The organism is Flavobacterium sp. (genome assembly GCF_043780635.1).
Lineage (GTDB): Bacteria > Bacteroidota > Bacteroidia > Flavobacteriales > Flavobacteriaceae > Flavobacterium.
Genome location: NZ_JAYWCK010000030.1, coordinates 1 through 12709 on the forward strand (window position 1 = coordinate 1; position 12709 = coordinate 12709).

At 34.6% G+C, this 12709-nt stretch carries 11 protein-coding genes and 1 tRNA gene; 2 read left to right on the forward strand and 10 right to left on the reverse strand.

Going from position 1 to position 12709, the window contains the following annotated elements; translation table 11 throughout:
* Together ACH2BV_RS02385 and rpe are read left to right on the forward strand one after the other, a co-directional pair.
* Positions 1–273: sigma-70 family RNA polymerase sigma factor (locus ACH2BV_RS02385; protein ID WP_395049030.1), on the forward strand; the 273-nt coding region annotated here is incomplete at its 5' end.
* Positions 274–498: 225 nt separating this feature from the next.
* On the forward strand, positions 499–1161 hold the full coding sequence (gene rpe / locus ACH2BV_RS02390; protein ID WP_395049032.1) for a ribulose-phosphate 3-epimerase: 663 nt from the start codon (positions 499–501) through the stop codon (positions 1159–1161).
* A 60-nt stretch (positions 1162–1221) separates the two neighbouring features.
* Here the strand turns inward: rpe and ACH2BV_RS02395 are convergent.
* The 10 genes from ACH2BV_RS02395 to mraY form a co-directional block, all read right to left on the reverse strand.
* Positions 1222–1295: transfer RNA gene (locus tag ACH2BV_RS02395), tRNA-Arg, on the reverse strand.
* A gap of 62 nt (positions 1296–1357) precedes the next feature.
* A complete protein-coding gene (locus ACH2BV_RS02400) occupies positions 1358–1807 on the reverse strand; it encodes a GatB/YqeY domain-containing protein (RefSeq protein WP_395049033.1) in 450 nt (149 codons plus the stop codon).
* Between the two features lie 312 nt (positions 1808–2119).
* Positions 2120–4048: a cell division protein FtsZ gene (gene ftsZ, locus ACH2BV_RS02405; RefSeq protein ID WP_395049034.1), complete on the reverse strand. Its 1929-nt coding sequence runs from the start codon at positions 4046–4048 to the stop codon at positions 2120–2122.
* 47 nt (positions 4049–4095) lie between these two features.
* Complete coding sequence (gene ftsA / locus ACH2BV_RS02410) at positions 4096–5466, reverse strand: cell division protein FtsA (protein WP_395049036.1); 1371 nt, start codon at positions 5464–5466, stop codon at positions 4096–4098.
* Positions 5467–5474: 8 nt separating this feature from the next.
* Positions 5475–6197, reverse strand: a complete 723-nt coding sequence (locus tag ACH2BV_RS02415; protein WP_395049038.1) for a cell division protein FtsQ/DivIB — start codon at positions 6195–6197, stop codon at positions 5475–5477.
* Positions 6184–7533: a UDP-N-acetylmuramate--L-alanine ligase gene (murC, locus tag ACH2BV_RS02420; RefSeq protein ID WP_395049039.1), complete on the reverse strand. Its 1350-nt coding sequence runs from the start codon at positions 7531–7533 to the stop codon at positions 6184–6186. Before murC ends, ACH2BV_RS02415 begins: the two co-directional genes overlap by 14 nt.
* Positions 7534–7619: 86 nt before the next feature.
* Positions 7620–8708 (reverse strand): undecaprenyldiphospho-muramoylpentapeptide beta-N-acetylglucosaminyltransferase, encoded by a 1089-nt coding sequence (gene murG / locus ACH2BV_RS02425; RefSeq protein ID WP_395049041.1) that lies wholly within the window; start codon positions 8706–8708, stop codon positions 7620–7622.
* 12 nt (positions 8709–8720) lie between these two features.
* Positions 8721–10034 (reverse strand): FtsW/RodA/SpoVE family cell cycle protein, encoded by a 1314-nt coding sequence (locus tag ACH2BV_RS02430; protein WP_395049042.1) that lies wholly within the window; start codon positions 10032–10034, stop codon positions 8721–8723.
* A gap of 106 nt (positions 10035–10140) precedes the next feature.
* Positions 10141–11475, reverse strand: coding sequence for a UDP-N-acetylmuramoyl-L-alanine--D-glutamate ligase (gene murD / locus ACH2BV_RS02435; RefSeq protein WP_395049043.1), 1335 nt, complete (start codon positions 11473–11475; stop codon positions 10141–10143).
* Positions 11475–12704, reverse strand: a complete 1230-nt coding sequence (mraY, locus tag ACH2BV_RS02440; RefSeq protein ID WP_395049045.1) for a phospho-N-acetylmuramoyl-pentapeptide-transferase — start codon at positions 12702–12704, stop codon at positions 11475–11477. The genes murD and mraY overlap by 1 nt, the downstream gene beginning before the upstream one ends.
* Between the last annotated feature and the right edge of the window lie 5 nt (positions 12705–12709).

Consider the following 12709-nt stretch of genomic DNA (forward strand, 5'->3'; position numbering starts at 1 on the left):
TTGCGTTCTGGCGAATCGCCAAATCCAGACCGAAACTTAATTCAAGAATCATTGCGTACCGAAATTGAGCGTTCATTAGAAACATTAACTCCAAGAGAAGCTGATGTGGTTCGCTTATATTTTGGTCTTGGAGATCAACATCCAATGACATTAGAAGAAATAGGAGAAACTTTTGACCTGACTCGTGAACGTGTTCGTCAAATCAAAGAAAAAGCCATCCGAAGATTAAAACATACTTCAAGAAGCAAAATATTAAAAACCTATTTAGGTTAACCCTTCACCTCTCGACTCCGCTCGAGATGACAAAATAGGGTGACAAGTAACGACGGTCTGATTAACTGTTCGTTTTTTGATTGATGATTGAAACCTCGGCTGATTACCTAGGTTTTATTTTTTTAACCTGAACTTGTTTCAGGTTCTCTAATTATAATTTACTTTTGTACAAATAACACTAACTACTTTCAGTATTAAAAGATGCTGAAATAAATTCAGTATAAAATGAAGAATACACTTATTGCTCCATCAATTCTTGCTGCTGATTTTGCCAATTTACAACGTGACATCGAAATGATTAACAATTCTGAAGCCGACTGGTTTCATATTGATATTATGGATGGTGTCTTTGTTCCAAATATTTCCTTTGGAATGCCGGTTTTGGCAGCCATTGCAAAACACGCCAAGAAAACTATCGATGTCCATTTGATGATTGTTGATCCAGATCGATATATCAAAACTTTTGCGGAATTAGGCGCCAATGTATTATGCGTTCATTATGAAGCATGTCCCCATCTTCACAGAACGCTTCAAGCCATCAAAGCCGAAGGAATGAAAGCTGGAGTTGCCTTAAATCCACACACCAATGTCGATTTATTAGAAGATATCATCAATGATATCGATATGGTTTTAATAATGAGCGTAAATCCTGGTTTTGGAGGACAATCATTTATTGAAAACACCTATTCTAAGGTTAAAAAATTAAAAGATTTAATTACCCGAAAAGGCGCAAATACAATTATCGAAATTGATGGCGGTGTAACCAATAAAAATGCAAAACAATTAGCAGAAGCCGGAGCAGATGTTCTCGTAGCAGGAAGTTTTGTCTTCAAAGCTGACAACCCAACAGAAACAATTGCCGATTTAAAGAAGTTGACCGCTTTTTAAGAATTAAAAAATAGCTTTAAATAAAAAATCCAAAGACAAAATCTTTGGATTTTTTTGTTGTGACCGCGACAGGGTTCGAACCTGTAACCCTCAGAGTCGAAATCTGATATTCTATCCAGTTGAACTACGCAGCCAATATTTAATTACGAACTTCAAATTACGGATTATGTGAACGTAATTTGAAATTCGTAATAATTTATACTAAAAGTTTTTTAACGATTGTCGAAATTGTTTTTCCTTCAGCAGTTCCACCTAATTGCGCAGAAGCTAATCCCATAACTTTTCCCATTGAAGCTATACCTGTTGCTCCAGTTTCTGCAATGATTTTCGCAATTACGGCTTCTACTTCAGCGTCACTCATTTGTGCAGGTAAGAATTTTTCTATTACAGCAATTTGAGCCAATTCTGGTTCAGCTAAATCCATACGATTTTGCTCTGTATAAATTTTAGCGCTATCCTTACGGGTTTTTACTAATTTTTGAAGCAATTTAATTTCGTCTGCTGCTGTGATTTCTTCTTTTGATCCTGTTGCTGTTTGAGCTAAAAGGATTTCGGATTTAATAGCTCTTAATGCTTCTAATGCTATAGTATCTTTGGCTCTCATGGCGGTTTTGATATCCTCCATGATTTGTATTGATAAGCTCATATAAATTTATGATTTGTGTGTTACAATATTATTTAATTCTGAATTGCCCCAGATGGAAATGAAAAGCCTTTTGTGAGAAAATGTATTTTTTTTCTGAACTTAAAAAGCGACCAAAGGAAGCTCTTTTTTGTTCTTGAAAAAAAGCATTTTCGAAAAAAAGCTTGAAATGAACAGCTGGATTAAGGCTCGACAAATTTAAAGAAATTTAATGGAATTAACAACTGATTGCTTCGTCGTTACTTCTCGAAAAGGCAAAAAATAACCCGAAAATTAAAATTAATTTTCGGGTCGGGCAATTTAGTTTTGAATTAGTTAGTCAACATTATCGTGTAAGTACGAATTGTTTGAACGCAATTGCAGGTCGTCATTGCTGTCTGTTCCTACTGAAATTCTTGAATTCGTGCTATTTACTTGTGGTTTAGAAAGATCTATTCCTAGTCTTTTGTAGGCTGGTTCTCTTTCTAATTCATCAATTTTTGAAATATTATTGTGGAATTTATAATTGAATTCCTTAAGTTTTTTTCTTCTTTCATCAGATCTGAATTTCAACGCTTCCTGAATCGACATATCCATTGGAGAAACATTGTCAAAAGTTGAAGACGTATTAGAAACAACATCTACCTGTTTCATCGTGATATTCATCTCTTCGGGTACTTCCTCAATAGCTGTTGTTGTTGGTTTTGACTCCAATAACGTATTCTCCATCTCTGTATATTCTTCAAGAGAATATCTGATGATTCCGTTGTCAGTCAATTCCGTTACAGGAACAAATTGAACAGGTTCATTCACTTTTATTTCTCGAGTCTCATTGCTTAGTTCAAACAAGATTTTGTTTTCATCTGTTTTTGCCGGTTCAGATTTAAAAAGCGGTAAATCAAAAGAAAAAGTAGCTTGTTCTTCTTTTACAAAAACTTTTGGTTCAACCACATTTATCTCCTTAACTTTTGCTGATGAAACAACGAAGTCAAGATCTTTAATAGGAGAAACTATTTCGAAAGTCACATCTAAATTTTTAATAAATTCAGTCATTCCCATTAGCTCTTCACTGTTGATTACTACTTTAGCAGGTTCTTCAGCAACAACATCTTCCAATAATTCGAAAACAATTCTTTCCGCTGTATTAACTATCGAGGCTTCATTATTATCCCAATTAAATGCCGGAACGATCTTTTTTGTCAAATCATGAACACTAATTTGTTCGTCTCCAAGCGTATGAATTATTTTTGTTGGTTCTGTATTTACAATTTCGCGTTGTTGTTCAACATCAAATCCTGTTGCAATTATTGTAATAGAAATGGCGTCACCAAGCGATTCATCTTCACCAACACCCATAATAATATTGGCATTGTGACCTGCTTCTACTTGAATAAAATCATTAATTTCACCTATTTCATCAATTGTTATTTCATCAGAACCAGAAACTATGAGCAACAATACGTTTTTGGCACCAGTGATTTTATTATCATTCAATAAAGGAGAATCCAATGCTGAAATAATTCCTTCTTTTGCTCTGTTTTCACCTGAAGAAACTGACGAACCCATAATAGCAGTTCCACTATTTGCCAAAACGGTTTTGGCATCTTTTAAATCGATATTTTGAGTGTAATGATGCGTAATTACTTCGGCAATACCTCTTGAGGCTGTTGCCAAAACTTCGTCCGCTTTTGAAAATCCAGCTTTGAAACCAAGATTTCCATATACTTCTCTTAATTTATTATTATTGATAACAATTAACGAATCGACTTGTTTGCGTAATTTATCAATACCAATAAGCGCTTGCTCTTGACGAACTTTTCCTTCAAAAGAGAAAGGCAAAGTTACGATTCCAACAGTTAAAATATCTCTTTCTTTGGCCAATTGAGCGATTACTGGCGCTGCACCTGTGCCAGTTCCTCCGCCCATTCCTGCAGTTATAAAAACCATTTTGGTGTTGCTGTCAAGCATTTTTTCAATTTCAGCTATACTTTCAATTGCTGATTGTTGCCCAACGTCTGGGTTTGCTCCTGCTCCAAGTCCTTCGGTCAAGTTTACACCTAACTGAATTTTGTTTGGCACAGAACTGTTATCCAAAGCTTGTGAATCGGTATTACAAACGATAAAATCTACGCCTTTAATACCTTGTTTAAACATGTGGTTTATGGCATTACTTCCGCCTCCACCTACACCAATAACTTTTATTACATTTGATTGGTTTTTGGGTAAATCAAATGAAATGCTTCCAAATTCTGAGTTGCTCATCATCTTATTGGGTTTTTATTATTTTTATATATTTAATTTGTTCCTTATTTTTATTCTGCATTATCCAAGAAATCTTTAATCTTGTCGACGTATCTGTCAAAGAAAGACCTCTGTATTCTTTTACCAGTAGATTCCTCTTTTACAACTTCTTCCTCTATAATCACATTTCTTGGCTCCTCAATTTCTGCTTTCTGATAAACTGGCGGTTTAACAGATGTCTTTTCTGGTACCACAGTATCAATTCTTATGGCGCTTTGTGTTTTATTTTCAATGCTATTCATTACTAATCCTACCGCTGTTGCATATAAAGGGCTTGATATTTCTTCGTCAGAATTCCCAGCCAAATGCTCGTTAGGATATCCTATTCTTGTATCCATTCCGGTTATGTATTCTACCAATTGTTTGATGTGGTTCAATTGAGCTCCACCGCCGGTTAATACAATTCCTGCAATCAATTTTTTACGTGGATCTTCGTGACCGTAATCTTTGATTTCGGTAAAAACCTGCTCAATAATTTCAACAACGCGAGCGTGAATTATCTTGGACAAATTCTTTAACGAAATTTCTTTCGGCTCTCTTCCTCTTAATCCTGGAATCGAAACAATTTCGTTGTCTTTGTTTTCTCCTGGCCAAGCCGATCCGAATTTTACTTTTAATAATTCAGCCTGCTTTTCGATAATGGAACAGCCTTCTTTGATATCGTCGGTAATTACATTTCCTCCAAAAGGAATAACTGCTGTATGACGAATAATTCCGTCTTTAAAAATGGCTAAATCTGTTGTTCCCCCACCAATATCAATTAACGCAACTCCAGCTTCTTTCTCTTCTTGGCTTAGAACTGCATCGGCTGATGCCAATGGTTCCAAGGTTAATCCAGATAATTCTATTCCGGAACTTTGAATACATCTGCCTACATTTCGAATTGAAGAAGCCTGCCCAACCACAACGTGAAAACTAGACTCCAACCTCCCGCCGTACATTCCGATAGGTTCTTTGATTTCAGACTGACCGTCGATTTTAAATTCTTGTGGCAAAACGTGAATTATTTCTTCTCCAGGTAACATCGCCAATTTATTTACCTGATCAATCAAAAGCTGAATATCATTGCCTCCAATTACTTCTTCGGCATTTTTTCTAATGATATAATCACTGTGTTGAATGCTGCGAATATGTTGACCAGCAATGCCAACAACTACGTCTTTTATTTTATAACCAGACTTATTTTCTGCTTCAAGAACAGCTTGCTGAATCGATTGTATCGTTTGAGTGATATTGTTTACAACACCTCTGGCCACACCTAAACTTTTGGATTTTCCAACACCCAAAATCTCCAGTTTTCCATACTCATTTTTCTTGCCTATCATGGCAACTATTTTTGTTGTCCCAATATCTAGACCTACTGCAATATTCTCTTTTTCCATTATCTATATTATTTAGTACACACAACTTGCTGCGCAAATCTGAGATCAATAGTTTTATATTTATAAAGCGAACTATCTAAAACCGCTTTTTGAAAAAACGCTTTGTAATTATTGAATTTAGCTTGCATTCTTATGGTTCCACCAAAATCAATTTGATAATTATAATTTCTGTTGAGCATTTTTAAACTTCCATTTGGCATAATCTGAACACCAATGATGTTTTTTTTCAAAAACGCATCGTCATATATTATCCGAAATAACTCGGCTAATTCTTCGCTATTTTTTTTATTAATTCCCCCCGAAACAAGTGGAACTCTAGCCGTAAAATTTGCTGACAAAGGCATTGTATTTCCCTCGTAATCAATATAGAAAGAATTATCCCCGTCAAAAACTCTGGCTATAGGAGTTTTTTGTTTTACTACTGCTTTTAAAACCCCATCAATGCTCACAAACACATCTGATTTTTCAATCATTTCTTGTGCGTTAAGCGCTTTTTCCAATCTATTCAAATCTAATTTATCTTTACCTATACTTTTTGCGTCTCTATTATTTTCTATTAACAATTTATTAACCGTTTCCTGATCTACAAAAGGCAAGTTATATCCTACAAAAACAACAACTGATTTTGACAATTTTCTATTATTATTCCGATTTGAAGTAAACGAAAACAGGAAAATTACCAATGAAAACATTAGCACTAACCGAATATTTGTCCAATTAAATAGTTTCATTTAGCGCTTTTTTAATTGATGAAACTAATTCTCCAATATCTCCCGCCCCAATAGTCACAATTACAGTTGCATCACTTTCTAAAATAGAAGGTATCAATTCTTGTTTTGAAACTAATTTCTTATTATTATTTTTAATTTTATCTAATAACCAACTTGAGGTAATTCCTTCCATTGGCAATTCTCTTGCTGGATAAATATCCAATAAAATTACTTCGTCAAAAGCAGCAAGACTTTGTGCAAAATTATCAGCAAAATCTTTGGTTCTACTAAATAAATGTGGTTGGAAAACAGCCAAGACTTTTTTGCCTGGATATAATTCTCGGACTGCTTGATGAACCGCATTAATTTCGGTTGGATGATGGGCGTAATCATCGATATAAATCAACTTTTCAGTTTTGATTTGATACGAAAATCTTCTTTTTATTCCTTTGAATGAAAGCAAGGCATTAGCAATGTCTTCGGTTGGGAGGCCGAAAGTTTTTGCCATTGCTAATGCCATTAGTGCGTTCATCAAATTGTGTTTACCAGGTAAACCAAATTCTATATTATACAATGTTTCTGATGGTGTTCGCACATCAAAAACGTATTGACTGTTTCTGATTCTTATATTGAAAGCGGTAAAATCAGCTTTATCGTTTACAGCACAAGTAACTCCTTTTATTGGCAAATCTTTTGTGATGAAAAGTTTAGTTTTATCTTCAACTTTATCTGCAAATTCTACAAAGGAAGCTTCGATTGCTGATTTATCACCATAAATATCCAAATGATCCGCATCCATCGAAGTTACACAAGCAATATTGGGATACAAATGCAAAAAGGAACGATCAAATTCATCAGCTTCGACAACTGTTATCGTTTTTCCGTTTCCTATTAAATTCGAATTATAATTTTCCACAATTCCTCCAACAAAAGCCGTAACATCAACACCGCTTTGAAATAAAATATGTCCAAGAATTCCTGAAGTAGTTGTTTTTCCGTGTGTTCCTGCAACTGCAAAACAGAAAGTGTCTTTTGTAATAATACCAAGAACTTCAGCTCTTTTCTTCACTTCATATTCTCTCTCTAAGAAATAATTCCATTCTGAATGTGATTTTGGAACTGCCGGAGTGATAACTACTAATGTGTTTTCTGCATAATAATCCTCAGGAATTAAATCAATACTATCCTCAAAATGAATGTTAATTCCAAGTTTATGTAACTCTTTTGTAAGTTCCGTTTCGGTTTTATCATAACCAGACACATTCTTGCCGATGGCTTTGAAATAGCGCGCCAAAGCGCTCATCCCAATTCCTCCGATGCCTATGAAATAGACGTTATGTATTTGATTTAGATTCATATGTAGATAATATTTGTTTTTTAAAGGATTATGGAATTCGCATATATTGTCATCGATGTTTACTTCGAATTTCCGTTATGCTCATTTCATTTTATTAATTTTACGATTTCGTCAACTATTTGTTTTGTGGCGTTTGGCAAAGCCAAATGCTTAATGTTTTTACTCAACTGATCTTGTTTTCCCTGGTCTTTCAACAAGGCTTCAAAAATAAGACTGAATTGTGAATCCAATTCCGCTTCCCTAATCATTATCGCTCCTTTTTTATCGACTATTGATTTTGCATTTTTAGTTTGATGGTCTTCTGCAACATTTGGAGAAGGAATAAAAATCACAGGTTTCCCCACGATACATAACTCCGAAACCGAGGATGCTCCAGCTCGCGAAATCACTATATCTGCAGCCGAATAAACCAAATCCATTCTGTCAATAAACGCTAAAACCTGAACATTATTCGAATTGTATTTCTTGTAATCTTCAAAATATAATTTCCCACATTGCCAGATAACCTGAATATCTTGAGAAAGAAAATTATCTAATTCTTTTTCTATTAATTGGTTGACTCTTCTTGCTCCAAGGCTTCCGCCAAGAACCAACAATGTTTTTTTATTGGCATCCAAATTAAAAAACTGTATTGCCTCAGCCCTTTTGCTTTCGATGTCAATCAAATCCTGACGCACTGGATTTCCGGTCAAAATCATTTTGTCTTTTGGAAAAAATCGCTCTAAATTTTCATAGGCAACACAAATTTTATTCGCTTTCTTACTTAATAATTTATTGGTAATTCCCGGATATGAATTTTGTTCCTGAATCACCGTTGGAATATTCAACATATTTGCCATTTGCAATAACGGTCCAGAAGCAAAACCTCCGGTACCAATAACAACATTGGGTTTGAATTTCTTAATTATTTTTCGAGATTTCCATAAACTATCGATTAATTTGAAAGGAAACATTGCGTTTTGCAAAGTCAATTTTCGTTGTAAACCAGCAATCCAAAGCCCTTCAATCTTGTAACCTGCTTGAGGAACTTTTTGCATTTCCATTTTGTCTTTGGCACCCACAAATAGAAATTCAGCATCAGGAAAACGAGATTTTAATTCATTAGCAATCGCAACCGCAGGATAGATATGTCCTCCTGTTCCGCCTCCACTTAATATAAATTTTAATTTTTCCATCTCTTCTATGAATTATTTATTCAAAACAGCATTCATTGGATTACCCGCATTATCTTGTATAGAATAGTTTTCTTCGGCTTCATTTTTAGCTTCATTTTCTGCCTCATTTTCCTCTTCTAATTGCTTGTCAATAAGTTTTTGTAATGCTGCTTCTCTTCTAGCTTTATCACTTATTTCCTGAGCAATTTCTTCTTCTTTTTTGGTCACATTTATGATAATACCCAAAGCTATACACGTCATCCAAATGGAACTTCCACCGCTACTTATAAGCGGTAACGTTTGACCGGTTACTGGCAATAGTTCAACAGCAACAGCCATATTAATCATCGCCTGAAAAATCATTGGAAAACCAAGTCCAACAACTAATAATTTTCCGAACAATGAATTTGCTTTATGAGCGGCAATTACAAATCTAAAAAACAGCAATAAATACAAAAATAAAATTCCCAAGCCGCCTATTAATCCCCATTCCTCTACGATAATGGCATAAATAAAATCCGAAGAAGATTGTGGTAAAAAATGTTTTTGCACACTTTTTCCTGGTCCAAGTCCGTAAATTCCGCCAGAAGCAATTGCGATTTTTGCTTTCTCGATTTGGTAATCGTCTTCGCCAGGTTTGTTGGTTCTGAAATTTTCGATTCGGCTTTGCCAAGTATTTACTCTGCTAAATAAATGAGAATCAGGAAATGCCTTTGCCAATAAAATAAATAATAATAATGCAGCAAATCCGGCGCTAATTATAAAACCTATATATTTTAATGGATATTTTCCAACGAAAGTCAACATCATTATCATTGAAAATATCAAGGCTGCTGTGGAGAAATTGGATGGTAAAATAAATCCTAAAGTTATAAAAATAGGAAGCCAAAGTTCTATAAGTGAGTCTTTAAAACTAATTTCCTCTTCTCGTTTTTTGGCTAAATATCTTGCTGTAAAAACAAATAAAACAATTGCTGCAAATGTTGATGTTTGAAAGGATATTCCAATAAAAGGTATTTGTATCCATCGACTTGCATTAGCACCTGCAATAACAGTTCCTTTTATCATTGTGTAACCTAATAACAACCAAACAATTGGCAAAGCTATCTTAGAAATTCCTCTATAATAATGAAATGGCACTTTATGAACCCAATAAATAATGATGAAACCAATAAAAATATGAGCCAGATGCTTTAACAAATAGCTAATCGTATTTCCTGTTCCATGGCCAATATAGGCCAAATTACTACTCGCACTAAAAACAGGCATAAACGAAAACAGTGCTAATAAAGCCACGAATGACCATATTACTCTGTCCCCTTTTAGATTGTTTATTAGTTCTTTCATTTTAATATCCGATTTACGATATTTGAAATACGATATTTGAAAATGCTTTTAAAGATTTATTTCTCCAACACAAATCGAAAATCGTATATCTGATATCGTATATTTTTTAAAGGTTCTTAACCGCTTGTTTAAATTGATTTCCTCTGTCTTCGTAATTTTCGAATAAATCGAAACTGGCGCAAGCTGGTGACAACAATACCGTATCTCCTTTTTCGGTTAAACGTTGCCCCATTTTCACGGCATCTTCCATATTATTGACTTCAATCATAATATCAACTACATTGCCGAAAACATCAATAATTTTCTTATTATCAATACCCAGACAGATGATGGCTTTTACTTTTTCGCGAACCAAAGACATCAATTCATTATAATCGTTTCCTTTATCAACACCACCCACAATCCAAACCGTTGGCGTATTCATACTGTCCAAAGCAAAAAAAGTAGCATTTACATTCGTTGCTTTTGAGTCGTTGATGTATTGCACATTTTGGATTTTCAACACTTTTTCCAAACGATGTTCGACTCCTTGAAAATTGGACAAACTTTCTCTGATTGTCGCATTTCTTATTTTCATCAATTTTGCCACAGAAGTCGCTGCCATTGCATTTTTCATATTGTGCTTTCCTTCAAGCGCCATAGTCTCAGTCTCCATTGTGAATTCTTCTTCGTTGATGATGTTTACTTCCATATTTTTATCTTTTATAAATGCTCCTTTTTCGAATATTTTTCCCAAGGAAAAAGGAATTAATTGGGCTTTTGTTTTATTGCGTTTGAACCATTCTGCAATTGCTTCGTCATCTGCATCATAAATGAGAAAATCTTCCTCGGTTTGATTCATTGTTATTCTAAATTTCGAAGCAATATAATTTTCATATTTATAGTCGTATCGGTCTAAATGATCCGGACTTATATTCGTAATAATTGCAATGTGCGGCTTGTAATCTATCATTCCATCAAGTTGAAAACTACTCAATTCCAGCACATAACTATCATATTTATCATCTGCAACCTGCCAAGCAAAACTCTTTCCTATATTACCTCCCAATCCAACATTCAATCCTGCTGATTTCAGCAAATGATGGGTCAACATTGTTGTTGTTGTCTTCCCGTTGCTCCCCGTAATTCCAATCGTGATTGCTTTTGTAAATGGCGCTGCAAATTCAATTTCCGAAATCACTGGAATTCCTTTTTCAACCAATTTTTTTACTATTGGTGATTTATCGGGAATTCCCGGACTTTTCATCACCACATCGGCATTCAAAATCAGTGCTTCAGTATGAGTTTCTTCCTCCCACGCAATCCCATTAATGATAAGAACTTCTCTGTAACTTTGTTTTATTTTTCCAAAATCGGACACAAAAACATCATATCCTTTTTTCTTGCCAAGAATTGCAGTCCCTACACCGCTTTCGCCACCACCTAAAACTACCAGTCGCATTATCTTAATTTTAAGGTCACGATTGACAAAATGGCCAACATTATAGCAACAATCCAAAATCGAGTTACAATTTTACTTTCGTGATAGCCTTTCTTTTGATAATGATGATGCAAAGGGGCCATCAAAAAGATTCTTCGGCCTTCGCCAAAACGTTTTTTGGTGTATTTGAAATATGCAACTTGTAAAACAACAGAGAAATTTTCGACCAAAAATATTCCGCATAATAGTGGAATTAGGAGTTCTTTTCGAACGGCAATCGCTAGAACAGCAATGACTCCACCTATAGTTAAACTTCCGGTATCACCCATAAATACTGATGCTGGATACGAATTATACCAAAGAAATCCAATCAATGCTCCTACAAATGCAGCAATAAAAACAGTCATTTCTCCCGAATAAGGAATATACATAATGTTCAAATAATTGGAGAAAATAATATTTCCTGAAACGAAAGTGAAAATCCCCAGTGCCAAGACCGAAACCGCAGAAGTTCCGGCAGCCAACCCATCAATTCCATCTGTTAAATTGGCTCCATTAGAAACGGCTGTAATAATAAAAATAACCATTGGAATAAAAATCAACCAAGCCCAATTTTCATAACCTTCGCCAGTCCAGGCTAAAACTTCGGCATAGTCAAATTCATTATTTTTGAAGAAAGGAATCGTTGTTGCTGTAGATTTTTCGTAAACGGGTGCTTGTTTAATTACGTTTTCTGTGGTACTTTTAAAAATATCGCTTTTGGCAGTATCCGTTCTAATCGTTACAACTGGATTAAAATACAGAACATATCCAACAATCAAACCCAAACCCACTTGGCCAAAGACTTTGAATATCCCTTTTAATCCTTGTTTGTCTTTTTTGAAAATTTTGATATAATCATCAATAAAACCGATTGTTCCCATCCATAGAGTAGTTACAATTAATAATACTATATAGATGTTTTGTAATCTGGCAAAAAGAATCACTGGAATCAAAGTGGCAAATATGATGATTAACCCTCCCATTGTTGGCGTTCCTGCTTTTTCATTTTGACCAGCAAGGCCAAGTTCACGAACAGTTTCGCCTATTTGTTGTTTACGCAAAAAAGTAACAACTCTTTTACCATAAATAGTTGATAAAAGCAAGGAAAGCATAAATGCCAATGCTGATCTGAAAGTAATATACTGAAAGACTCCTGCTCCAGGAATGTCCATTGTTTTGTCTAAATATTCAAATAAGTAGTATAGCATAGGTT